Below are 21,835 nucleotides of genomic sequence, written 5' to 3' on the forward strand. Positions count from 1 at the left end.
TTCCTTTGAGATGAGCAAGGCCTGCCGCGAATCGTGATGACTCGCGGCAGGTGGTCAGGCGAAGTTCTGTTCGGCAGACCAGTTCTCGTACCAGTGACGGAACAGCGAATACTGCTTCTCGGCATAGCGCCGTTGCGAGTCGCTCAGCGCATCGCTTTCGTTGAAGTGCAGGGTGTATTCCTTGTCGCCGTTGAGCACCATCAAGTGCTTGTAATACAGCACCAGATCACAGCCTTCGTCGAACGATGACAGCACTGCCAATGCCGATTCCAGCTCCCGCGCCTGACGCCGGGCCTTGGCATCGCCTTGCGCGGCCTGCTTGCTCAGCGCGACCAGTTGCAGCACTTCGCGGGGCAGGGCGTTGCCGATACCGGTGATGGCGCCGGTAGCGTTGCAGTTGACGAAACCGTGCACCACTTGCGTGTCGACGCCGACCATCAGCGTCACGTCGTCATCCTTGGAGGTGATGTTCTCGGCCGCGTAGCGCAGGTCCGCGCCGCCGCCGAATTCCTTGAAGCCGATCAGGTTCGGGTATTCACGGCGCAGTTCGAAAAACAGATCGGCGCGGGTGGCGAAGCCGTAGTAAGGGCTGTTGTAGATCACCGCCGGCAAGTTCGGTGCGGCTTGCAGGATCGCGGCGAAGTGCGCTTTTTGCGCTGTTACGGAAGCACCACGGGACAGCACGCGCGGAATGACCATCAAGCCTTGCGCGCCGACTTTCGCCGCATGCGCTGCGTGGGAAACCGCTTCACGGGTATTCACCGCACCAGTGCCGACGATGGTCGGCACCCCGGCGGCGACCAGGCGCGCCACGCCTTCCTGACGCTCGGCTTCAGTCAGCAGCGGCCAGTCGCCCATCGAGCCGCAATAGACCACGGCGCTCATGCCGATATCAATCAGCTCGCGTCCCTTGGCCACCAGCGCATCGAAATCCGGTTTGCGCTGGGCGGTGCACGGGGTCATCAGGGCCGGCATGCAACCGGTGAAGATGTTGTCGCTCATGATTCAACTCCTTGGCATTTCGTTTGATTCGTAGTGAAAAAACGGCGTGGCGGCTCAGATGCCCCACGCGAACGGGTCGGTTTCGTCGATCAGCAAGGTGCTGTCGGCGGTCATGTAGGCGCGGCCGGTGATGAACGGGCGAATGCGTTCACCTTCCCATTCAAAGCGGCCTTCGAACTGGCTGCCGGTGATGCTCGCCTGGATCCACGGTGCGCCCGCTTGCAGCTTGTCGTCGGCTGCCAGGCAGGCAAGTTTGGCGCTGGTGCCGGTGCCGCACGGTGAACGGTCATAGGCTTTGCCGGGGCACATGACGAAGTTGCGGCTGTCGGCCTGATCGTCATCGGCGAACAGTTCGATGTGGTCGATGACCGCGCCGTCTTCGCCAAAAACGCCTTGGTCTTCCAGCGCCTTGAGCATCGCCCAGGTGTACGCCGTCAGGTGTTCGACGTTGTCCATGGTCAGGGTCTGGCCATGCTCGGAAACCAGGAAAAACCAGTTGCCGCCGTAGGCGATATCACCGACTACGCGACCAAAACCGGGCACGTCCACTGGTACCTGTTTGCGATAGCGGTAGGCGGGCACGTTGCCCAGAGTGACCGAGCCATCGTCGTGCAGCGTCGCGCTGACTTGCCCCACCGGTGTGTCGATCTTGTGCACGCCCGGCTGGATTGTCCCCAGATGCTGCAACGAATTGATCAGGCCAATGGTGCCGTGGCCGCACATACCCAGGTATCCGGCGTTGTTGAAGAAGATCACCCCGCAAGTGGCGTCCGCCGATACCGGTGGGCAATACAGGGCGCCGACCAGCACATCGTTGCCGCGTGGCTCGAGCAGACAGGCGCGGCGCCACTGGTCGTGCTGGCTGCGCAGGGCATCGCGTTTCTCGGCCATGCTGTTGCCGGACAGCTCGGGGAAGCCGCTCATCACCAGTCGTGTCGGCTCGCCGCCGGTGTGGGAATCAATGACGTGTACTCGTTTCATGGAGAGATCCCGTTGGATGATTTCAGTAGGCGCCGGCAGGGCGGGCGTTGACGGTGGGCGAGGGCGCAGGGCTTTCGCTTTCTTCGTCTTCGTCGTCCAGGCGCAGCAGATGGGCAGGCACGCCGGTCGCCGCGCCCCAGTAGTAAATGCCGGTGGCGCAAGCGGCGACGACAAGGGTGTCGAACGGATGGGCGAGGATGCCCAGGCCACCGAAGGTGCCAAGTTTCGACAGCACGATGGTTACCGCGTAGAAGGCGATCAGCCACGCCGATGAGCGCACCTGACGCGCCAGACTCAGGTGTGCAGTGGGCACAAAGCGACCGCAGAACAGGTAGATGACAAACATCAGAATCTGCAGGCCAAGCAGCCACGACACGGTGTTCCAGCCCGACCAGTAGACGATCAGCGCGGCAATGATGAACGACACCGGCCCGAGCAGGCCCATGCTCTTGACCCGGAACGGGCGCGGCATGTCCGGCGCATTGCGCCGCAGCGCCGCAACCGATACGGGCGCCACCGCATAGCTCAACACCAGCGCGGCGGAGACCACGTTGATCAGCGCTTCCCACGACGGGAATGGCAGGGTCCAGAACACCGACAGGGCGAAAGTCAGCCACAGCGCCGGACGCGGGATGCCGGACTTTTCATCGATGTGGGTGAAGACCTTGAAGAAGGTGCCGGTCTGGGCCCAGCCGTAGATCACTCGCGGCGTGGCGTTCATGTAGATGTTGCCGCAGCCGCTCGGCGAGATCACCGCATCGGCGACCACCAGATACGCCAGCCAGCCCACACCGAGCGCCAGGGCGATGTCGCGATAGGGCAGGGCGAATTCCTTGCTGATACCGGCCCAGCCGTTGGCGAGCATTTCCGTCGGGATGCTGCCGAGAAAGGCCATTTGCAGCAGCACGTAGATCAGGGTCGACAGCAGCACCGAGAGAATCAGCGCGATGGGAATGGTGCGTTGTGGATTTTTCACTTCGCTGGCCACGGAAATGATTGGCGTCAGGCCCAGGTAGGCAAAGATGATCCCGCCGGCGGAGACCGCCATCTCGACGCCCGACAAGCCGAACGGGGCGAATCCCTGAACCTGAAAGTTCTCCGGTTTGAAAAAGGTGAACAGCACGCCGATGACCAGCAACGGCACGATGAATTTGAACACGCTGACCAGATTGTTGGCCTTGGCGAAGGTCTTCACGCTGCGGTAGTTGAGCAGGAAAAATACGCAGAGCAGGCCGAACTGCACCAGCCAGCCGAGGATCGTCGGATCGCCACTGCCAGCTTTGGTCAGGCCGGGAAACCACGCCGCCGCGTATTGGCGCGAGGCGACCACTTCGATCGCCACCAGACTGGAAAACGCAATCAATGTGATGAAGCCCATCAGGTAGCCGAGCAGCGGACCGTGGGAATAAACCGGGTAGCGCACCACGCCGCCAGCACGGGGCAATGCGGCGCCCAGTTCGCAGTAGACGATACCCAGCAGCAACACGGCGAAACCGCCCAGCAACCAGGAAAAAATCCCCGCCGGACCGGCAATCGCCGAGACATGGCTGGCGGCGAACAACCAGCCGGAGCCGAAGATCGCGCCGAGTCCGATAAAGGTGAGGTCGATCAATGAAAGCTGTTTTTTGAACTTGCCTTGGCCTGACATGGCATCGCCTTCTTGTGAGTTATTGGATAGGCAGTTGTGTCACGGGGACGAGCAGACTTTGCACCGCTCGACAGTGGCGGCGATTGATGTTTTATGCCGGGATCGATGACGAATTCAGCACAATGGCGCCGATGAATGCGCGGCCTCGACAGGGCCGCGACGTTGCTGCACTCTGCTCGCGGACGGTGTTTCTGGCGCTTCATCGCAAAGGAGATTTTTCATGCAGCCTGGGTTTTCGATCCTGTGCCAAGGCACTGACGGTTTGCGTGCGCAGACCCTCGAAGAGATGGTCGCCGGTGCCGCGCAGCTGTTGCCGATACTCGATGTGATCCCGAATGCGGCGATCTTCATCAAGGATCTGCACGCGCGCTATGTGCTGGCCAACCGCACGCTGGTCCAGCGTTGTGGCTTAAAAGACCTGCGCCCATTGCTGGGCAAGACCAGCGCGCAAGTGTTCCCGGCGCAGTTGGGGCCGGGTTACACCGAGCAGGATCGCAAAGTGCTGGAGGAAGGTTTCGTGTTGGAGGATCAGCTCGAACTGCACCTGTATGGCAGTCGCGAACCGGGCTGGTGCCTGACCCACAAGAGGCCGATCTGCAACCGTGACGGGACGATCATCGGTCTGGTGGGGATCTCGGTGGACCTGCAGTCAGCCAGTGAAACCCATCCGGCTTTCGAGCGCCTGGCGGCTGTCGATGAATACATTCGCGGCAATTTCAACCGGCGGGTGACGCTGAGTGAACTGACGCGGATCGCCGGGATTTCCGTGGCGCAACTGGAGCGCTATTGCAAACGCGTTTTCCACCTGACACCACGGCAGATGATTCAGAAAGTCCGCCTGGAACACGCGCATCGATTGTTGCACAGCGACTTGCCGATCACCGAGGTGGCGCTGCAATGCGGCTACACCGATCACAGCGCTTTCACCCGTCAGTTCAAAGCCTCGACCGGGTTTACACCACGCGAATACCGGCAAGCCACCGGGCATTAGATCAACACGGACAGCCATGCCGAGAGCAGCAGAAGAAGGGCCAGTGCCGCGTTCATTCGCTTGAACGCTTGCGGTGAGCTGAGCAACCGTGCGCTGCCAACGCCGAGCAATGCCCAGAGCGTCATGCACGGCAACGACACCAGCAGAAACGCCAGCGACAACACCAACAGGCGCAGCGTCTTGTCGCCGCCGCCAACGAATACGCTGACCACCGCCACAGCCATCATCCACACCTTCGGATTGACCAGTTGCAGCAGCGCCGCGCCGAAGACGCTCAAGCCTTGTTCCTGCGATTTCGGGTCCAGGGATGGCGGCGGGCTGCGAAAGATCTGCCACGCCAGCCAGCTCAACCAGAGCACGCCAGCCCAAGCCATGGCTTGCTGCACCCGCGGAAAGCGCAACAGGGTTTCGCCAACACCGAGCCCGACCACCAGCACGATCAGCGCCGCCGCCGCGCAGGCGCCGAAAATGATCGGCAGCGTGGCGATCAACCCGCGCCGCGAACTGTGGCTCAACACAAGAATATTGGTCGGCCCCGGCGTGATCGAGGCGACGAAAGCAAACAGCAGAAAGGGCAGTAAAGAAGCCATGGTGCAAATTCCTGAAAGTCGAAACAGGACACCATGATCGTCAGCGGGCGGGCCTCAGTCTGGAAGATTTGAGCAGCGTCTGCGGTAGTCCGCCGGGGTCAATTGATAGGCGCGGCGGAACCAGCGCCCCAGATGACTCTGATCGGCAAAACCAAGCACGCTGGCCACCTGCGCTGGCGTCTCGCCGCGCGCGAGCAATTGCCGTGCCTTGGCCAGGCGCAGTTGGATCAGGTAGGCGTGGGGTGCCAGACCGAAAGCGGCCTTGAACGCGCGGGTCAGGCGAAAACGATCGACACCACAGGCTTGCGCTAGGTCGTCGAGGCCGATGTCTTCATAGGTGTGGGCATGCAGATAGTCGCGCGCTACCTGCGCAACAAGTGGCAGGCGCGGATCGAAGTCCTGTCGCTTGCGCCAGTCGAGGTGGCGGGTGAGGGACGCCAGCAGGCCATCCAGCGCAGTCTGCCGGACGATGCGCAGATCGCCGTCATGTAACGCGTGGAAGGCTTGCACGATCGCCGTCGACAGGCGCGGATCGTGGCTCAGGGTGTCGGCAAAGCCTGGCTGACTGTCGGCCGGTGCCTCTTCGAACAGCGCGTGCAGTTCACGCTCCAGCCAGTGCGGATCCAGATACAGCATCGAATAGGTGAAGCCATCCTCGGTCGGCGCATGGCCATCGTGGATTTCACCCGGCTCAAGCAGAAACACATGCCCCGGCGTACTGCGATGACGCACGCGGCGGCAGTTGAATTGCTGGACGCCTTGCTCGGTAACGCCGACGAGAAAACTGTCATGCCAGTGCGGATCGTAGGCATGCCCACGGAAATGCGCACGAATCGACTCGATCCCGGTATCGACATCCTGGGAGAGAGAGATCCAGTTGCGTTTGTCCATGGGAGGATTCCATAGGGCGGTTGAGCAGGGGCGTTTTTAAAATACCGCGTGGGGGAGGAGAGTGTTTAGAAGATTTGTGCAGGGGCGCAGGGGGATCGAGTCAGGCAATGTGCCTTGGATGGGAGGGGACCAGAAAACGCACACGAAAAAAAACCGCCTTCGCGGGGCGGTTTTTTAGTAGGCCTCGATTTGCGATCGAAGCCAGGTGCTTCACCAGCCACCCTAACCAGGATTGCCATGGTATGGAGTTTTACCGTTCCTTGCAACGGTTGAACAGGCGTTCGAAACAAGTGCGTCTTCGGCCCTGCGAAGAATTTATATGTTTATGTTTGTTGAAATTTGTCTGGCAGAAATAACATTTAACAAAGGCGTGGCGGCGTTTGATGAATAACGGTGTGAGCGGCGCTTTTGTCCTGGAGTTTTCAGGTTAATATGCCCGCGCTCAACTGATAGAGCGGCGGAGAGGTTTGGCCGGGGGCGCAAAAGGTTTTACGCCCTTCGACGCGGATTCGCACCCGTGCCGGAATGATGTCTCGAAGGGATTTCAACCGGCCGCCTCACCAGCCACCCTAGCCAGTCGGCTGAAGGCACGCATGGTCCGGTAAGTTTGCTGGAGGTTTGGCCGCCAGCACTGGAGGCCAAAACGTATGAAGCTTTTGCTGCGTACGCTGAGCCTTGTATGGAGATTGTTGAAAGCCTTGCGCTTTTACGAGTTCCTGCGAGATCACTTTGACGACCTGAAATAAGGTCGTCTAAGTGGGGAAAGACCCGTTTCGGTTGCGACTGATACGGGTCTTTTTTTGTGCGCAAAAACTGTCAGAAACGAGATTGTCGGTTTTATGCTTTCGACTTTGTAGGGCGTTTCGCTTAACGACGTAAGCAACAGCATGAAGATCGATCCAATAGCGGCTCATGCTCGATCAGCCATTGATTGCGTCAATAACAACCATTAAGTCAATGAAGTTCTCATATCCACGGTGCGGCGTAAGATCGGCTCCATACCCAACCGCTGCAACTCGGAGCACATCATCATGAAACGCCAGACTATCCTCGGTATCGCTTTCTCGGTTTTTGCACTGAATGCCTTCGCCGCCACCGAAACCGACCCGCTGTTCAGTGATGCGGTCGCGGCCGCCACTCAAACAGACCGCTTGTTCAGCGATCCAGTAGCCGCAACCGAAACTGACCCGCTGTTCAGCGATGCAGTAGCCGCAACCGAAACCGATCCACTGTTCAGCGATGCAGTAGCCTCTGATGGCTCCGATCACCTGCAAGGCAATCGGGTCGCCGAAGGTGGCGCTGACCGTCTGCTCGAACGTCGCACCGCTTGAGCGCAACGATGAGCATCGATAACGAATGCCGCCTCAACCACAGGCGGCATTCGTTCTATTCATGCATTACAACTCTGCTCTAAACCGCACTCGGCAGCACAGCCTTGTCGCGATCGCGGCTCTTGAATGTCGCCCAGAAACACAGCAACACCGCCACGGAAAAACCGGCGGGGAACAGCCAGATACTTTTCCAGTCATGCCCCGCGCTTGATGTGAAGTGGTCGGTAATCCGTCCCGCGATCCAGAAACCAATCAACATGCCCAACCCGTACGTAGCCAAGGTGATCAAACCTTGCGCCGAGCTGCGGAAGCGTTCCGGTGCCTTGGCATCGGTGTAGATCTGCCCGGACACGAAGAAGAAGTCATAGCACACGCCGTGCAGGGCAATGCCGATCAGCAGCATGAATGCCTGATCGTCGTTATTGCCGAACGCAAACAGCACGTAGCGCAACGCCCAGGCAGCCATGCCGACCAGCAGGGCGATCTTGATGCCGAAGCGATGGATGAACAGCGGCAACAGCAACATGAACAGCACTTCCGACACCTGACCGATGGCCATCTTCGCTGTCGGGTTGGTCACGCCTATCTCGGCCAGAAACGGATTGGCATTCTGGTAATAGAAGGCCAGCGGAATGCAGATCAGGATCGAGGCGAGAAAGAACACCAGATAGCTGCGATCCTTGAGCAAACCCCACGCATCGACGCCGAGCATCTGCTTGAGGCTTGATGAGCCGGCTGCGCTTTTCAGCGGCGCGGTGTTCGGCAGGCTGAAGCTGTAAAGCCCCAGCAACAGCGACGCGACGGCGGACATCAGGAACGTATTGCGCAAGCCTCCCGCCGCGATGCTTTGCTGCGAGTCCCAGGCGAACACGAAGCTGATCACCACGCCAGCGACAATCCAGCCCACCGTGCCCCACACGCGAATGCGCGAGAACTCCAGCGCCGGGTCTTTGATCTGGCGGAACGCCACGGCGTTCACCAGTGCCAATGTCGGCATGTAGACCATCATGTAGGCGAGCACATAGGGATAAAACGCGCTGAAGTCTGCCGCGCGATAGAGCTGATAGAGCAACACTGCGCCAAGCAGATGCAGCACTGCCAGAATGCGTTCGGCATTGAAAAACCGGTCGGCAATCAAGCCAATGACAAACGGCGCCAGAATCGCACCCCATGATTGCGTGGCGAAGGCCATACCGACCTGGCCGCCGCTGGCAGCGAGCGTGGTGGCCAGAAAAGTGCCGAGGGTGACGAACCAGCCACCCCAGATAAAGAACTGCAAAAACATCATCACGCTTAGTCGCGCATTCATTACGTTCATTTCAGATCACCGTATTGTTTTTATGTCGGTAACGCGGATGAATCAGTCGTCGGTCAGGCCGAGCAAGCGCCGGTTGGAAGCGGCATCGGCGCTGACCCCGGCGAAATCGTCGAAGGCCTTGGCGGTCTTGCGGATCATGTGTCGCTCGATGAACGCCGCGCCTTCCGCCGCGCCCTGTGCGGAGTCTTTCAGGCAGCACTCCCACTCGAGCACGGCCCAGCCGTTGAAGTCGTATTGGCACAATTTGCTGAAGATCGATTTGAAATCGATCTGGCCGTCGCCCAGCGAGCGAAAGCGCCCGGGACGCTCGACCCAGCCCTGATAGCCGCCGTAGACGCCGGAGCGCGCATCGGGGCGGAACTCGGCATCCTTGACGTGGAACATGCGGATGCGTTGGTGGTAACGGTCGATGAAGCCGAGGTAGTCCATTTGCTGCAGCAGCAGGTGGCTCGGGTCATACAGAATTGCGGCGCGGGGGTGATGATTCACCGCTTCGAGAAACTGTTCGAACGACGCGCCGTCATGCAAGTCTTCGCCGGGATGGATTTCGTAGCACAGATCAACGCCGGCCTCTTCGAAGCAATCGAGGATCGGCAGCCAGCGCCTGCCCAGTTCGGCGAAACCTTGCTCGACCAAACCGGCCGGACGCTGTGGCCACGGATAGACGTAAGGCCAGAGCAGGGCGCCGGAGAAGGTCGCATGGGCGGTAAGTCCCAGGCGTTGGCTGGCACGGGCGGCCAGTTTCAACTGCTCAATGGCCCACTCGGTGCGCTCCTGAGGTTTGCCGCGCAGCGCGGGCGGGGCGAAGTCGTCGAACAGACTGTCGAACGCCGGATGCACAGCGACCAATTGCCCTTGCAGGTGCGTCGACAACTCGCTGATCACTACACCCGCGCGGGCGCAGACGCCGATAAGTTCGTCGCAGTAATCCTGACTTTCAGCAGCGCGCTGCAAATCGATGAACCGTATGCCGAGGGTCGGTAACTGAATGGCTTTGTAGCCTTGCGAGGCTGCCCATTCGGCGATGTTGGCGAGGGAGTCGAAAGGCGCTTGGTCGGCGATGAATTGCGCGAGGAAAATCCCCGGACCTTTCAGGCCAGTCGAATTTTGCTGATCACTGTTCATTGTGCTGGGCTCCTGTCAGTTGGCCGGGGATCTCGCTCCACTTTTCATTGCCAAGGTGGTTGGCGATGGCGGTTTCAATGAAGGCCATGCCGCGCAGGCCGGTCTCGATGCCCGGTACGCCCGGTGCCTGATGGCCCTCGGCGCCATGCACAATCGCTTCGGCGAGATCGCCGTACAGGTTGGCCATCGCTTCCAGATAACCCTCGGGATGCCCCGCAGGCAGGCGCATGCGTTGGGTTGCGGCGGCACACAACCACGGCTGACCGACTCCGGATCGCAGAATGCGCATCGGTTCATTCAACGGTCGATGAATCAGACTGGCCGGCTCTTCCTGACGCCATTCCAGCCCACCCTTGTCACCGTAGACGCGGATCTTCAGCGGGTTTTCCTCACCAGCGCAGACCTGGCTGGCGAGCAATACACCACTGGCGCCGTCGCGCATTTTGAACAGCATCGCCACATCGTCATCCAGTTGCCGACTCTCGACATGCGAGCCGAGCATTGCGCTGATGAACTGGATCGACTGGCCGGCAACGAACTCGGCGAGGGAAAACGCATGGGTGCCGATGTCGCCGATGCAGCCGCCGATCCCGGATTGCGCCGGGTCGTCGCGCCAGCCGGCCTGCTTGTTGCCTTGCCCGGCGACATCGGTGCTGAGCCAGCCTTGCGGGTACTCGACGAGGACTTTGCGCACGCGCCCGAGCACACCGCTGGCGACCATTTCGCGGGCCTGCCAGACCATCGCGTAACCGAGGTAGGTGTGCGCCAGTCCGTAAATTCGCTGGCTGTTGATCACCACCGAGTGCAGCGCCTGCACCTCGGCGAGGTTCAGCGCCGCGGGTTTCTCGCTGAACACATGAAAACCGGCGCTCAATGCCTCACGGGCAATTGGTGCGTGCAGATGATTGGGAGTGACGATGACCAGCAGTTGCATGCGCTGCTCGGCGGGCAGGGCGGCCTCGCGGGCGAGCAGGGTTTGCCAGTCGTCGTAACAACGCTCGGCCGCGACACCTAAGGCCGCAGCGGTGCGCTGATTATTCTCCGGGTCGCGGCTGAATGCGCCGCAGACCAGTTCGAAGCGTCCGTCGAGGCCGGCGGCTTGCCGGTGGGCACGGGCAATGAATGAACCTTCACCGCCTCCAACAAAACCCATTCTTATTTTTGCGGCAGCGTACATGGCAGTCGTCTCGGTAGCTGGATGCAATGTTGATGAGCGATGTAACCGGTTACATCGTGGGCGAAATCTAGGCTTGAATTAGCCGAGTGTCAAATGCCAGCGGATTATCGACAGCGTTTCGATCGCTCGTCGCCTGCGGTAAGCTCCGCGCCTGATCGGCATGAATCAACGAGGTGTTTTTGTCCAATATTCGCGAAGTGGCTCGGCTGGCCGGGGTTTCCGTGGCGACGGTTTCGAGGACTTTGAAATCGCCCGAGCGCGTGCTCGCGCCAACCCGTGAGCGCGTCATGGCTGCGGTGGAGCAGGCCGGCTATCGGCCGAACCTGATGGCCGTGCAGTTTCGTTCGCGGCGGACCGGCAATCTGGTGATTCTGGTGCCGACCATCGCCAATACTTTCTTTGCCCGGGTCATCAGCGGCGCGCAGCAAGCGGCGCAGGCGGCCGGTTATCGCCTGCTGCTGTGCGACACTCAGGGCCGGGAAGAACTGGAGCGACAATTCGCCGAGCTGGTTTACGCCTATCAGGCCGACGGGGTGATCCAGTTGCGCGCTTACGATCCTTTCGAAAACGCCCCGGCCGACGCCGATGTGCCGCCCATCGTTAACGCCTGCGAAGTGCTCAAGGCCGGACGATATCCAACCATCAGCCTGGACAACGTCGCCGCCGCCAAAGCCATGACCGACCACCTGATCGCCTTGGGACACCGACGCATCGGCCTGATCAAAGGCTCAAAAAACAGTCCGCTGACTTTGGATCGATTGGCAGGCTACGAAGCGGCGCTACGCGAGGCCGGGATTGCCTTCGATGAAGCACTGATCTGCCATGGCAATTTCAGCCTCGAGGCCGGTTTTGCCGGCGCGCAAAACATGCTCGCATTGGCCGAGCGGCCGAGCGCGCTGTTCTGCGAAAACGATGAAATGGCCATTGGTGCGCTCAAGCGCATCCGGCAGGCCGGGCTGCGTGTGCCCGAGGATATTTCCCTGGTGGGTTTCGACGACATTCCGATGGCTGCGTTCTGCGATCCGCCGCTGACCACCATCTCGCAACCAGCCGAGGCCTTCGGGGCCAAGGCGGTCGAAATGCTGATTGCGCTGATCGAAAAACAGCCGCTGACAGAGCGGCATGTCGTCTTGCCGTTCGAGCTGACGCCACGCAGCAGCACGGCCCGCATCGACAACACGGGCAAGCGCTAACCGAATCACGCCGCTGGCGGTTTCGCCAGCGCAATCCCCGCTGCGCCCAACCGCTTCAACACTTCGAACAACAAATCGCTCTTGGTCAGCCCGACAATCCTCGGGCTGCCCACATAGCCGGTGACCGTGAGGGTTATTCCGTCCGGGGACAATTTGCTGAAACGCACGAATGGCGCCGGTTTATCGAGGATGGTTTCGTTCTCGTGATACGCATCCAGCAGCAGTTGTTTGACCTGCTCAGGATCGATATCCAGCGGAAACACCAGCTCCAGCGATGCCACGCCTTGAGCACTGCCGCCGAGGGTAACGTTGCGCAGGTTCTGGGAGATCAGTTGCGAGTTGGGCACGATCACGATCGAGCGGTCGCTGAGCTGGATTTCCGTGGCACGCACGTTGATCCGGCGGATGTCGCCCTCGACGCCGCTGATGCTGATCAGGTCGCCGACTTTTACCGGGCGCTCGGTGAGCAGGATCAGGCCGGAGACGAAGTTCTTGACGATCTCCTGCAAGCCGAAGCCGATACCCACGGATAGCGCACTGACGATCCACGCCAGATTGGTCCACTGTACGCCCAGCGACGACAGCGTCAGCAAAATCACGAAGGCGTAGCCGATATTGGAGAACAGCGTGCTCAGCGACGCGCACATGCCCGGGTCCATGTCGGTCTTGGGCAGGAATTCGTTGTCGAGCCAGCGGCTTAATGCACGGATCAGCCAGATGCCAATCAGCAGTGCCAGCAGTGCGTTGAGCAGATGCGCCGGGACAATATTCAGCTTGCGCAAACCGGCGCCGCCAAGGATCGACATGATGTTGGTGACCAGTTGGCCAAGCGTGGTGCCGATGCCGCCGACAAACAACGAAATCAGCGCCATCAGCATCAGGCCGGCGCGGCTGACCCCGGACAACAGGATCGACGTCTGCTCAAGGCGCCGATCGCTGACGCCGAGCAATTGCTTGAGCGCCTGGCCGCTCGCGTGTTTCGGCGAAAACAGGTGCTCACAGGCGTCCTTGACCAGCTGAATCAGCAAGTAGAAGCCCGACAGCACGACATAGCCCCACACCAGCTCATAGCTGATGAACCGTGCCAGCGAAACATAGCCGGCCAGCAGCGCAATAGCCGTCACCAACATCGAGAGACTGGCGACGCTGTAGATCAGCCCGGCGAACACGCTGTTGGTCGCCGATGGGTCGTTGGCTGCGACCAAGGCCTTGCGCACTTTGCCGACGCGCAGCAGCATCGTGCCGATGATCGCCAGCACCACCATTGAAATCACGCCGCGCCCGGCCATCACGATGTGGCTGCTCATGCCTGTGGCATTGGCGACCTGCACCAGCGTCACCAACACCAGCAACGCGCAGGCGAGGATTCGCGGATAAGGCTTGAGGGCCAGCGCCACTGGATCGGCGATTGACGGCAGGCGCCAGGACGGGTGCGCGGTGGAGAGCAATGCGCGGCTGAGGCCGGTGATCAGCACGCAGGCATAGACGACTTTCTCGAACTCTTCGGAGAAGGTTTCCAGCACCGGCGGCAGCGCGTCGTGGCGGGTGCAGGCGTAGAACAGCAGCTTCAGGGCGATGGCGGTAGTGACGAAGGTCGCTATGGCTGAGGCGAAGGCCAAGGCACTGCGGCGCAGTCGGCCCTCCGCCACGCGATGAATGCAGAACCAGGTCAGCCCGCGCTCAGCCAGACGTCGGCCGAAGGTCCAGATCAGCAGCGCCAACAGCACCAGTACGCAGGTGTAAAACCGCTCGCCCGGCGCCCAGACCGTCGCCCATACGTCAGCCACCTGCTCGACGAACAGTCGCAGGCGCTGGCGGTCGTCTTCGCTTGGATTGACCAGCGGTGTCCAGAAATACGGGCTCAATACGCTGCGGGTGCTCAGGGTCAGTTCGCTTTCCAGCAGGGTGCGGCGGATGCCGGCGATTTGCGTGATCAGGTCGGCGGCGTTCTGTTTCAGTGCGGCGAGGCTTTTCAGCGTGCCATCGACCTTGCTTTTCTGCTCCGCCAGCGCAGCCCGCTGCGCGACGATATCGGCTTGCTCGGCGGCCACCTCGGCGTCGGGCGCCGTGCCGAGCACGCCCAGTTGCACCGTCAGTTGCGCCTGTTGCGGCAACAGCGCTGCCGACAACCGATCGACATCGAGAATGAACGCCTGCACCCGATCCTGCGGGCCTTCGAGCTGGTTGTAATTGTTTGCCGCCGAGATCTGCTGCTTGAGCCCGTCGAGGCGTTGTTGCAGGGCTTGCAGATCGCTCTGCGAAATCACCGGCATTGGCGCTGCGCCGGAGTTTGCCGGCGCGGCAACATCCGCCGCCCACAGCGCAGCGCTGCCCGGCATCAGTAGCAGCAACAGAATCAAAAGCAACGACTTGAATGAACAGCGCATGGGGGCGGCGGGCTCGAGTGGATTACACAGTCTATGAGGGTAGGTGATCGCGCCGAACGGGGCGGAAAACTTTCTCTGCGAGAGGCGCTTACACGCTCATCCAATCCGGCGGAATGATCCGCGCAGCGAGCGGTCAACCGGCAATAACAGCTTCGAGAGCGTGCCATGTCCATCGCCAAGGAAACGATTGAATACCTGCGCCGACATTCACTGATCATCACCACCGCCGAATCCTGCACGGCCGGGGAGATCGTCATGTTGCTGTCGGAGGTGCCCGGCAGCGGCGAGTTGATCGAGTGCGGCTATGTGGTCTATTCGCCGCAAGCCAAGCAGCGCCTGCTGCACGTCAGCCCGGCGACCATGGACACCTTCAATCTGACCAGCGTGGAAGTTGCCAGTGAAATGGCCATCGGCGCGTTGCGCGACAGCACGGCCAACGTCGCCGTCGCCACCACCGGCATTCTCGGACCCGACGATATGGATGGCATCAAGGCCGGTACGGTGTGTTTCGCCTGGGCGTTCCAGTTCGATGACAAACATTTTCTGTTCAGCACCCAGCAATGGTTTGCCGGATCGCGCAGTGAAGTGCAGACCCTCGCTTCTGAATTCGCCCTGCAGCAGTTGCCCGATTATCACCGTCGCGCCTTGCGCGGCGAAGGAGGGTGGCGCCGATGAAGCACGACGCTGACCATCCCGATCTGCGCAGTCGGCAGTTCCCGGTGCAGGAGGACATGGCCTATCAGTTGAAGGTCTGGCGCTTCGAGCGCATCGGTTGGTATCTACTGGTGCTGTGCATGCTGCTGGGTCTGTTGGGGCTGTTTTCCCGGGGCGTGCTCAGTTCGCAGGAGGCTCGCAGCGATGACGGTAAAGTCCAGGTCGAATACGAGATGTTCCATCGCAACGGCTCGACCAACCCGCTGAAACTCAGCGTGCACACGGCGCCTGAAGCCACTGTCGAACTCGATATCGGCGGCGAGATGCTCGATGGCTTCAGGTCGAAACCATGCAGCCGGCCCCGGTGCGTATGCGCAGCTCAAAACAGGGTATGCGCTTGTGGTTGCAGGCTGATGCCCAGGGCCAGGCGACGCTCTATGTGACGCTGCGCGGTGACGGATTGGGCCTGTTTCGCAGCCATATCCGGGTGCCGGGCTCGAGCGAAGTGAAGCTCACTCAATTCATTTATCCATAGGTGACCCATGGACTCGGTGTTGCGCGCACTCGCGATGTATCTGGCACTGATGGTGCTGTTCAAAATTGCCGGTCGGCGTTCGCTGGCCGAGCTGACGACGTTTGATTTCGTCTTGCTGATGATCATCGGTGAAGCCACCCAGCAAGCGCTGCTTGGTGATGATTTTTCCCTGACCAATGCGTTTCTGGTGATCATTACGCTGATCGCTGTGGATGTCGGTTTTTCCCTGCTCAAACAGCGTTCCAGTTGGGTGTCGCGGCTGATCGATGGCGAGCCGACGATCATTGTCGAGAATGGCAAGCTGTTGCACCGACGCCTGCGCCATGCGCGGCTGGTCGAGGCGGATGTCATGGAGGCGGCACGTTCCAGTCAGGGCATAGAAACCATCGACCAGATCAAATTCGCGATCATCGAACGCAACGGCAAGATTTCCGTGATCCGCCAGGATCCGGAAGGTGGCTGAGGCTTTGGCGCCGCGCACGCGCAATTTTTTTGAACGCTGAAAAAGCCGCGCAGCCCAATGCTTACAAGTCATCGGAGGATTGCGAAATGAACGAGGCAGCGAGTTACTTCTCCATCGCCGTGGCGGTGATCATTCTGCTGGTCGACCTGTGGGCGATTGTCAGCGTGTTTCGCAGCAACAAGAGCGTCGGCGTCAAAGCCGCCTGGGCGATCGGCTTGATCGTGTTCCCGGTGCTTGGCCTGATCGTGTGGGGCATCGCCGGCCCGCGCGGCGTCAAGGAAGGGCCTTCGTCGCCGGAGCACAGTAAGGGCTGAGAGCCCGATGCAGTCCTGCAATGAATTTGCGCACATCCCGGAAGAAGGTAAACGATGCTAGGTCAAGCTTGAACCGGGTAGCGATACCACTGCTGACAGGAGATCGTCATGAAAAAAATCTGCGTATGTCTGGGGTTCTGCTCAATGTTTCTGTTGAGCGGCTGCTTCGATTCCAACGATGCACCCAACAAGGACGGTGACAAAAGCAAACCGTCGGTGCAGATGCAGACCGAGAAGCCTGAGGAGGGCAAGTAACTCCACTTGGCAACAACCTGTGGGAGCGAGCCTGCTCGCGAAGGCGTCAGGTCAGACAACTCTGTGCTGACTGATGCTCCGTCTTGGCGAGCAGGCTCACTCCCGCACTGGTTCAGTTCGAGTAGCGGTATTCCAGCCATGCCCAATACAGTAAAGCCACAGCACTGATCCCGCCTCCGAGAAAACACACCGCCACCCAGCCAGAGTGCGCATAGGTATACGTCGCCGCGATGGCGCCCAGACCACTGCCCACCGAGTAAAAACACATATACGCGCCGACCAGTCGGCTCTGCGCATCGGGTCGTGCGGCGAAGATCAGGCTTTGATTGGTCACGTGCACTGCTTGCACGGCGAAGTCGAGCAGGATCACCCCGACGGCCATCGCCAGCAGCGAACTGTCGACAAATGCGATGGGCAGCCAGGACAGCGTCAGCAGCGCCAGGGCGATGCCGGTGGTGCGATTGCCCAACCCTAAGTCGGCCAGGCGCCCAGCCCGAGCGGCGGCGAGCGCGCCCGCCACTCCGGCCAGACCAAACAGGCCGATCTGCGTATGCGACAGCGACAATGGCGGCGCGCTGAGCGGCAGTACCATCGACGTCCACAACACACTGAAGGCGGCGAAAATCAGCAGGGCGAAGATGCCGCGGACGCGCAGTACCCGCTCAGTCAAAAACAATTCCAATACCGAGCGCAGCAGTCGCCAGTAACTGCCCTGTGCAGGCGGTTTCGCCGAGGCGGGCAGGGTGCGCCATAACAGCAGGGCCAAGCCGACCATCAGTACGGCGGAGACAAAATACACGCCGCGCCAACCGGCCAGATCAGCCACTACGCCGGAAACGAAACGCGCCAGCAAAATGCCCAGTACCACGCCACTGGTGACCGTGCCTACGGCGGCGCCGCGCTGCTCCGGGCGAGCAAGGCTGGCGGTGCAGGCGACCACCACTTGCACCACCACCGCCAGCAGACCCACCAGCATCATGGCGCCGAGCAGCACTCCCCAGCTCTCGGACAGGCTCACGGCACACAGCGCCGTTGCAGACAACAGCAGTTGGCTGACGATGAGTTTCTTTCGATCGAGCAGATCACCCAGCGGCACAATGAACAGCAGCCCCACGGCATACCCGGCTTGCGTGGCCGTGATCACAACGCCGATCGCCCCCGGTGAAACCCCGAGGCTGGCGGCCATCGATTCCAACAATGGCTGTGCGAAATAAACATTGGCCACTGCCATCGCGCAGGTGATTGCAAAGAGAAAAGTCTGCAAACGACTCAGCCCGGTCGTTGCGCTGTCAGCTGCGGCTTGCGCATTGATCAGGGTTTGCGTCTGACACGGCATCCTTGCTTCCTCGTAGTGTGGTTTTGAATTGAAACCGATACGTTGATCTTTATTCATTCGGGTTGTTAAATGCAACCACATTCAATAGCCGATCCATCAGGAATCACATGGCCCGACAACAAACATTGGCGCAGAGCGAATGCCCGGTGGCCCGAACACTCGAAGCCATTGGCGATCGCTGGGCCTTGATGATCATTCGCGATGCGTTCGATGACGTGCGCCGTTTCAGTGAATTCCAGAAACGTCTGGGCCTGGCCAAGAACATCCTCACGGTCAAACTGAAAATGCTCGTCGAGCTCGGCGTGTTGCAGATTCAGCCCGCGTCCGATGGCAGCGCCTACAAGGAATACGTGCTCACCGACATGGGCCGCGCGGTGTTCCCCATCGTCGTCAGCCTGCGGCAGTGGGGCGAGCGTTTTCTGTTTACGGAAGGCGAGGAGCACTCGATCCTGCTCGACAACGAACGGGCCGAGCCCGTCGAGACTATCGTCGTGCGCTCCAGGGCGGGCGCGGTGCTGGCCCCGGCGGACTGTCACCGAAAAGTGGTGACGCGCCGGTAAGGAAGCCGAGCAGATAGTCGTGGCGCGTATTCACAGCCGCGCTATCTCCATGGCATGAAAAGTCGAGCCGGCATTCGCAGGGTTTTTGATCTAGGCTGTTTTCGATCCTCGATCAGCAGCGGTGCGCCGTTGCCATATTTCCAGCAACGCGATTACCGGAGTGCCTGATGAGCCTTTCACCTTTCCACCTCGCCATCCCGGTTTACGACCTCGCCGCTTGCCGGCGTTTTTACGGTGAAGTGTTCGGCCTGGAGGAGGGCCGATCCAGCGCGCAGTGGGTCGACTTCAACTTCTACGGCCACCAATTGGTCATCCACGAACAGCCGAAAACGGCTGCCCAGGAAAGCGTTAATAGCAATCCGGTAGACGGTCACGACGTACCGGTCCCGCACTTCGGCATCATTTTAGAGTGGCAGCAATGGGAGGCACTGGCCGAGCGACTGAAGTCATTCGGCACGCAATTCGTGATCGAGCCCTACATTCGATTCAAGGGGCAGGTCGGCGAACAGGCGACCATGTTTCTGCTCGACCCCTGCGGCAATGCGCTGGAATTCAAGGCGTTCAAGGACATGGGCCAGGTGTTTGCCAAGTGATCACAGCGTAGTGGTCTGGCCGTTGCGATCGCGTTCATAAACCTTGTTGGCCTGCAGCTTTTCCTTCAGCCAGCGCTCGGCCGTGCCCAAGGGCCGTCGGCGCGCCCACAATAGATCGACGCCGATTTGCCAGTCGGTATGCGGGTACGCCGACAGCTGCAACTCGACCAGTTCGCCATTGCCCAGTTCACGTTGGATCAGTTGGCGCGGCAAGGTCGCCCAGCCGAGGCCGGCGCGGACCATTTCGAGCAGGGCCAGATAGCTTTCCGCTTGCCACAGTTGCGTCGAACGCAGGTATTCACTGCTCGGCAGCTTGGTGGCGTGCGCACTGAACGCCAGGCGCCGGTGCACGTGCAAATCGTCGAACGTGACATTGTCCAGTTGCGCCAGCGGATGATCCGGATGGCAGACGTGCAGCATGATCAGTTTGCCCAGTTGCTGAAACGCCAGTTCCCGAGGATAGCCCGGCTGCGAAAACGCCACGCCCAGCACCGCCTCGCCACTGCTGACCAGTTCGCTGACATCGCCGTAGACCGGGTGGCGAATGATCAGATCGACAAACGGGAAGGCCTGCTCGAACGCTTGCAGCACCGGCATGATCGGGCCGTATGGCGTTTCAATCGCCAGGGTCAGGCTCGGTTCGACGCTATCGGAAAGGCAATCAGCGTGGGCCTCGAAGGTCATGCAGCGCTCCAGTACCGCATCTGCCTGGACCAGCAATTTGTGCCCGCTGGCGGTGAGGGCAGGGCTGCGATTGCTGCGGTCGAACAACTCGACGCCAAGGTCGGTTTCCAGATTGGCGATCGCTGCGCTGATGGTCGACTGCGTCTTGCCCAACTTGCGCCCGGCGGCGGAGAACGAGCCGCTTTTCACCACTTGGACGAACATCAGCAACTGATCGAGTGAGAAGCGCACGCGGTGTACTCCGAGCTTGAGCGAGACGGCGATTGTGCCGCGTCTTTGCCATCGAAAAAAGCGATGGTTGCCAATTTGTTTCATCGTTGAAAACATTCAAGGATGACCCCGCGTCTTCGAACGCCGGGGCCGATTCTTTCTGTGCATCTGCCCCTGAGCGCCCGCGATTACACCCAACGCTGCCCCTTCAGGAGCTTGTGCCATGACTACACAACGCGTTCACCCGGTCGACGAGGTGTTGCCCCTGCGGCAGCTTTTCACCTTCGGTCTGCAGCATGTTCTGGTGATGTATGCGGGAGCGGTGGCGGTGCCGCTGATTCTCGGCAGTGCGATGGGGCTGACGTCGGCTCAGGTGGTTTTACTGATCAACGCCAACCTGCTGACGACCGGTGTGGCGACGTTGATTCAGACCCTCGGCTTCTGGAAGTTCGGCGCGCGTTTACCGTTGATTCAGGGCTGCTCGTTCATTGCGCTGGCGCCGATGATCATGATCGGCAAGGAGTTCGGCCTCAGCCAGATCTTTGGGGCGGTGATCGCCGCCGGCTTCCTGACCATCGCACTGGCGCCGGTGTTCAGCCGCTTGCTGCGATTCTTTCCGCCCGTGGTGATTGGCAGCCTGATCACCATCATCGGTATTTCACTGATGCCGGCGGCGGCAATCTGGCTGGGTGGTGGCAATCCCGATTCGCCTGACTTCGGTCGCCCGGCCAATCTGCTGCTGGGTCTGGCCACGGTCAGTGTGACGCTGGTGATTTATGCGAAATTCAGCGGCTTCATCGGTAACCTCAGTGTGCTCATCGGCTTGTTTGTCGGCAGCCTGATCGCTGCCGCCTGCGGCATGACGCACTTCAATCGGGTCAGCGAGGCGGCGTGGTTCGAGTTGAGCGCGCCAATGGCGTTTGGTCCGCCGGAATTTTCTCTGGTACCGATTCTGATCATGACCCTGGCGATGCTGGTGATCATGGCCGAGACCACTGGCAACTGCCTGGCCATCGGCAAACTGGTCGGCAAACCGACTACGCAGCAGACCCTCGGCAACGCCTTCCGCGCCGACGGCTTGTCGACCATGCTCGGTGGTGTGTTCAACAGCTTTCCCTATAACGCCTTCACGCAAAACACCGGCCTGATTGCGCTTTCGAGCATCAAGAGCCGCTTCGTCGTTGCCGCCGCTGGCGCGATCATGGTTTTGATGGGCTTGTTCCCCAAGCTCGGCGCGTTGATTGCGGCGGTGCCCACTCCAGTGCTGGGCGGCTGCGCGATCGTCATGTTCGGCATGACCACGGTGGCGGGCATTCAGGAACTGTCACGGGTGCAGTTCGAAGGCACACGCAACGCCATCATCGTTGCGGTGTCGGTCAGCGTCGGCGTCTTGCCAATGTCGTTTCCGGCCCTGTTCGAACACGTCGGCCCGACGCTGAAACTGGTGCTCGACAGCGGCATTTTCCTCGGTGCGATCACCGCCATTCTGCTCAACCTCTTGCTCAACAAACAAAAATCATCGACCGACGCCGTCGGCGCGTCCGCGGCCGAACTGGCCGACTGACCGTTGTCTTTTCTCACTGCCCAGGAGTTACCC

The 21,835-nt window shown here is 60.5% G+C and carries 22 protein-coding genes; 11 read left to right on the forward strand and 11 right to left on the reverse strand.

Annotation, left to right across the window (positions count from 1 at the left end):
• Nucleotides 1-54 precede the first annotated feature (54 nt).
• Genes KVG87_RS07820 through KVG87_RS07830 form a run of 3 tightly spaced genes read right to left on the reverse strand, consistent with a single transcriptional unit; the run spans nt 55 to nt 3,631 of the window.
• Entirely contained in the window at nt 55-1,002 is a 948-nt protein-coding gene (locus KVG87_RS07820; protein WP_217850046.1) for a dihydrodipicolinate synthase family protein, read from the reverse strand.
• 54 nt (nt 1,003-1,056) lie between these two features.
• Nucleotides 1,057-1,983, reverse strand: a complete 927-nt coding sequence (locus KVG87_RS07825; protein ID WP_217850048.1) for a 4-hydroxyproline epimerase — start codon at nt 1,981-1,983, stop codon at nt 1,057-1,059.
• Between the two features lie 22 nt (nt 1,984-2,005).
• The gene (locus KVG87_RS07830) at nt 2,006-3,631 is read right to left on the reverse strand and encodes an APC family permease (protein ID WP_217850050.1); all 1,626 of its coding nucleotides are present in this window, start codon (nt 3,629-3,631) and stop codon (nt 2,006-2,008) included.
• 220 nt (nt 3,632-3,851) lie between these two features.
• On the opposite strand from KVG87_RS07830, the gene KVG87_RS07835 reads away from it, so the two are divergent.
• Entirely contained in the window at nt 3,852-4,622 is a 771-nt protein-coding gene (locus KVG87_RS07835) for an AraC family transcriptional regulator (protein ID WP_217850052.1), read from the forward strand.
• On the opposite strand, the gene KVG87_RS07840 is transcribed toward KVG87_RS07835, so the two are convergent.
• A complete protein-coding gene (locus tag KVG87_RS07840; protein ID WP_217850054.1) occupies nt 4,619-5,212 on the reverse strand; it encodes a LysE family translocator in 594 nt (197 codons plus the stop codon). The two genes, KVG87_RS07835 and KVG87_RS07840, sit on opposite strands and share 4 nt — an antisense overlap.
• 54 nt (nt 5,213-5,266) lie before the next feature.
• Nucleotides 5,267-6,103, reverse strand: coding sequence for an AraC family transcriptional regulator (locus KVG87_RS07845; protein ID WP_016774246.1), 837 nt, complete (start codon nt 6,101-6,103; stop codon nt 5,267-5,269).
• Nucleotides 6,104-7,134: 1,031 nt separating this feature from the next.
• On the opposite strand from KVG87_RS07845, the gene KVG87_RS07850 reads away from it, so the two are divergent.
• On the forward strand, nt 7,135-7,434 hold the full coding sequence (locus KVG87_RS07850; protein ID WP_217850055.1) for a hypothetical protein: 300 nt from the start codon (nt 7,135-7,137) through the stop codon (nt 7,432-7,434).
• A 79-nt stretch (nt 7,435-7,513) separates the two neighbouring features.
• On the opposite strand, the gene KVG87_RS07855 is transcribed toward KVG87_RS07850, so the two are convergent.
• Genes KVG87_RS07855 through KVG87_RS07865 form a run of 3 tightly spaced genes read right to left on the reverse strand, consistent with a single transcriptional unit; the run spans nt 7,514 to nt 11,030 of the window.
• Nucleotides 7,514-8,752, reverse strand: coding sequence for a nucleoside permease (locus tag KVG87_RS07855; protein ID WP_217850056.1), 1,239 nt, complete (start codon nt 8,750-8,752; stop codon nt 7,514-7,516).
• Nucleotides 8,753-8,794: 42 nt separating this feature from the next.
• Complete coding sequence (locus KVG87_RS07860) at nt 8,795-9,877, reverse strand: sugar phosphate isomerase/epimerase family protein (protein WP_217850057.1); 1,083 nt, start codon at nt 9,875-9,877, stop codon at nt 8,795-8,797.
• Nucleotides 9,867-11,030 carry a Gfo/Idh/MocA family protein gene (locus KVG87_RS07865; RefSeq protein WP_217850058.1) on the reverse strand — a complete coding sequence of 388 codons (1,164 nt, stop codon included), beginning with the start codon at nt 11,028-11,030 and terminating at the stop codon, nt 9,867-9,869. Before KVG87_RS07865 ends, KVG87_RS07860 begins: the two co-directional genes overlap by 11 nt.
• 203 nt (nt 11,031-11,233) lie before the next feature.
• On the opposite strand from KVG87_RS07865, the gene KVG87_RS07870 reads away from it, so the two are divergent.
• The gene (locus KVG87_RS07870) at nt 11,234-12,247 is read left to right on the forward strand and encodes a LacI family DNA-binding transcriptional regulator (protein WP_217850059.1); all 1,014 of its coding nucleotides are present in this window, start codon (nt 11,234-11,236) and stop codon (nt 12,245-12,247) included.
• Nucleotides 12,248-12,252: 5 nt separating this feature from the next.
• On the opposite strand, the gene KVG87_RS07875 is transcribed toward KVG87_RS07870, so the two are convergent.
• On the reverse strand, nt 12,253-14,634 hold the full coding sequence (locus tag KVG87_RS07875; protein ID WP_217850061.1) for a DUF3772 domain-containing protein: 2,382 nt from the start codon (nt 14,632-14,634) through the stop codon (nt 12,253-12,255).
• Nucleotides 14,635-14,799: 165 nt separating this feature from the next.
• Here KVG87_RS07875 and KVG87_RS07880 point away from each other — a divergent pair, with 165 nt between their 5' ends.
• The 5 genes from KVG87_RS07880 (at nt 14,800) to KVG87_RS07900 (ending at nt 16,855) form a co-directional block, all read left to right on the forward strand.
• Nucleotides 14,800-15,309 carry a CinA family protein gene (locus KVG87_RS07880; RefSeq protein WP_217850063.1) on the forward strand — a complete coding sequence of 170 codons (510 nt, stop codon included), beginning with the start codon at nt 14,800-14,802 and terminating at the stop codon, nt 15,307-15,309.
• Nucleotides 15,306-15,731 (forward strand): hypothetical protein, encoded by a 426-nt coding sequence (locus KVG87_RS07885; protein ID WP_225930804.1) that lies wholly within the window; start codon nt 15,306-15,308, stop codon nt 15,729-15,731. Before KVG87_RS07880 ends, KVG87_RS07885 begins: the two co-directional genes overlap by 4 nt.
• 99 nt (nt 15,732-15,830) lie before the next feature.
• Nucleotides 15,831-16,286, forward strand: coding sequence for a DUF421 domain-containing protein (locus KVG87_RS07890; RefSeq protein WP_024012534.1), 456 nt, complete (start codon nt 15,831-15,833; stop codon nt 16,284-16,286).
• Between the two features lie 86 nt (nt 16,287-16,372).
• Nucleotides 16,373-16,600: a PLD nuclease N-terminal domain-containing protein gene (locus KVG87_RS07895; RefSeq protein WP_024012535.1), complete on the forward strand. Its 228-nt coding sequence runs from the start codon at nt 16,373-16,375 to the stop codon at nt 16,598-16,600.
• A 108-nt stretch (nt 16,601-16,708) separates the two neighbouring features.
• A complete protein-coding gene (locus KVG87_RS07900; RefSeq protein ID WP_016774259.1) occupies nt 16,709-16,855 on the forward strand; it encodes a hypothetical protein in 147 nt (48 codons plus the stop codon).
• Between the two features lie 112 nt (nt 16,856-16,967).
• Here the strand turns inward: KVG87_RS07900 and KVG87_RS07905 are convergent, their stop codons facing one another.
• Nucleotides 16,968-18,191 (reverse strand): MFS transporter, encoded by a 1,224-nt coding sequence (locus tag KVG87_RS07905; protein WP_217850065.1) that lies wholly within the window; start codon nt 18,189-18,191, stop codon nt 16,968-16,970.
• 107 nt (nt 18,192-18,298) lie between these two features.
• Between KVG87_RS07905 and KVG87_RS07910 the strand changes: the two genes are divergently transcribed.
• On the forward strand, nt 18,299-18,751 hold the full coding sequence (locus KVG87_RS07910; protein ID WP_217850067.1) for a winged helix-turn-helix transcriptional regulator: 453 nt from the start codon (nt 18,299-18,301) through the stop codon (nt 18,749-18,751).
• Between the two features lie 167 nt (nt 18,752-18,918).
• Nucleotides 18,919-19,344: a VOC family protein gene (locus tag KVG87_RS07915; protein ID WP_217850069.1), complete on the forward strand. Its 426-nt coding sequence runs from the start codon at nt 18,919-18,921 to the stop codon at nt 19,342-19,344.
• Here KVG87_RS07915 and KVG87_RS07920 read toward each other — a convergent pair whose 3' ends face one another.
• Nucleotides 19,345-20,259, reverse strand: a complete 915-nt coding sequence (locus KVG87_RS07920; protein WP_217850071.1) for a LysR family transcriptional regulator — start codon at nt 20,257-20,259, stop codon at nt 19,345-19,347.
• Nucleotides 20,260-20,461: 202 nt separating this feature from the next.
• Here KVG87_RS07920 and KVG87_RS07925 point away from each other — a divergent pair, with 202 nt between their 5' ends.
• The gene (locus KVG87_RS07925) at nt 20,462-21,802 is read left to right on the forward strand and encodes a nucleobase:cation symporter-2 family protein (RefSeq protein ID WP_217850073.1); all 1,341 of its coding nucleotides are present in this window, start codon (nt 20,462-20,464) and stop codon (nt 21,800-21,802) included.
• The last annotated feature ends 33 nt before the right edge of the window (nt 21,803-21,835 follow it).

Origin of the sequence: Pseudomonas siliginis, assembly GCF_019145195.1 — a bacterium.
Lineage (GTDB): Bacteria > Pseudomonadota > Gammaproteobacteria > Pseudomonadales > Pseudomonadaceae > Aquipseudomonas > Aquipseudomonas siliginis.

Excerpts from the sequence above, each read along its gene's own strand:
- KVG87_RS07855 (WP_217850056.1), bottom strand. The coding sequence starts at position 8,752 with ATGAACGTAATGAATGCGCGACTAAGCGTGATGATGTTTTTGCAGTTC.
- KVG87_RS07865 (WP_217850058.1), bottom strand. The coding sequence starts at position 11,030 with ATGGGTTTTGTTGGAGGCGGTGAAGGTTCATTCATTGCCCGTGCCCAC.
- KVG87_RS07905 (WP_217850065.1), bottom strand. The coding sequence starts at position 18,191 with ATGCCGTGTCAGACGCAAACCCTGATCAATGCGCAAGCCGCAGCTGAC.
- KVG87_RS07925 (WP_217850073.1), top strand. The coding sequence starts at position 20,462 with ATGACTACACAACGCGTTCACCCGGTCGACGAGGTGTTGCCCCTGCGG.
- KVG87_RS07820 (WP_217850046.1), bottom strand. The coding sequence starts at position 1,002 with ATGAGCGACAACATCTTCACCGGTTGCATGCCGGCCCTGATGACCCCG.
- KVG87_RS07840 (WP_217850054.1), bottom strand. The coding sequence starts at position 5,212 with ATGGCTTCTTTACTGCCCTTTCTGCTGTTTGCTTTCGTCGCCTCGATC.
- KVG87_RS07885 (WP_225930804.1), top strand. The coding sequence starts at position 15,306 with ATGAAGCACGACGCTGACCATCCCGATCTGCGCAGTCGGCAGTTCCCG.
- KVG87_RS07875 (WP_217850061.1), bottom strand. The coding sequence starts at position 14,634 with ATGCGCTGTTCATTCAAGTCGTTGCTTTTGATTCTGTTGCTGCTACTG.
- KVG87_RS07850 (WP_217850055.1), top strand. The coding sequence starts at position 7,135 with ATGAAACGCCAGACTATCCTCGGTATCGCTTTCTCGGTTTTTGCACTG.
- KVG87_RS07895 (WP_024012535.1), top strand. The coding sequence starts at position 16,373 with ATGAACGAGGCAGCGAGTTACTTCTCCATCGCCGTGGCGGTGATCATT.
- KVG87_RS07845 (WP_016774246.1), bottom strand. The coding sequence starts at position 6,103 with ATGGACAAACGCAACTGGATCTCTCTCTCCCAGGATGTCGATACCGGG.
- KVG87_RS07835 (WP_217850052.1), top strand. The coding sequence starts at position 3,852 with ATGCAGCCTGGGTTTTCGATCCTGTGCCAAGGCACTGACGGTTTGCGT.
- KVG87_RS07900 (WP_016774259.1), top strand. The coding sequence starts at position 16,709 with ATGAAAAAAATCTGCGTATGTCTGGGGTTCTGCTCAATGTTTCTGTTG.
- KVG87_RS07880 (WP_217850063.1), top strand. The coding sequence starts at position 14,800 with ATGTCCATCGCCAAGGAAACGATTGAATACCTGCGCCGACATTCACTG.
- KVG87_RS07830 (WP_217850050.1), bottom strand. The coding sequence starts at position 3,631 with ATGTCAGGCCAAGGCAAGTTCAAAAAACAGCTTTCATTGATCGACCTC.
- KVG87_RS07825 (WP_217850048.1), bottom strand. The coding sequence starts at position 1,983 with ATGAAACGAGTACACGTCATTGATTCCCACACCGGCGGCGAGCCGACA.
- KVG87_RS07890 (WP_024012534.1), top strand. The coding sequence starts at position 15,831 with ATGGACTCGGTGTTGCGCGCACTCGCGATGTATCTGGCACTGATGGTG.
- KVG87_RS07910 (WP_217850067.1), top strand. The coding sequence starts at position 18,299 with ATGGCCCGACAACAAACATTGGCGCAGAGCGAATGCCCGGTGGCCCGA.
- KVG87_RS07915 (WP_217850069.1), top strand. The coding sequence starts at position 18,919 with ATGAGCCTTTCACCTTTCCACCTCGCCATCCCGGTTTACGACCTCGCC.
- KVG87_RS07860 (WP_217850057.1), bottom strand. The coding sequence starts at position 9,877 with ATGAACAGTGATCAGCAAAATTCGACTGGCCTGAAAGGTCCGGGGATT.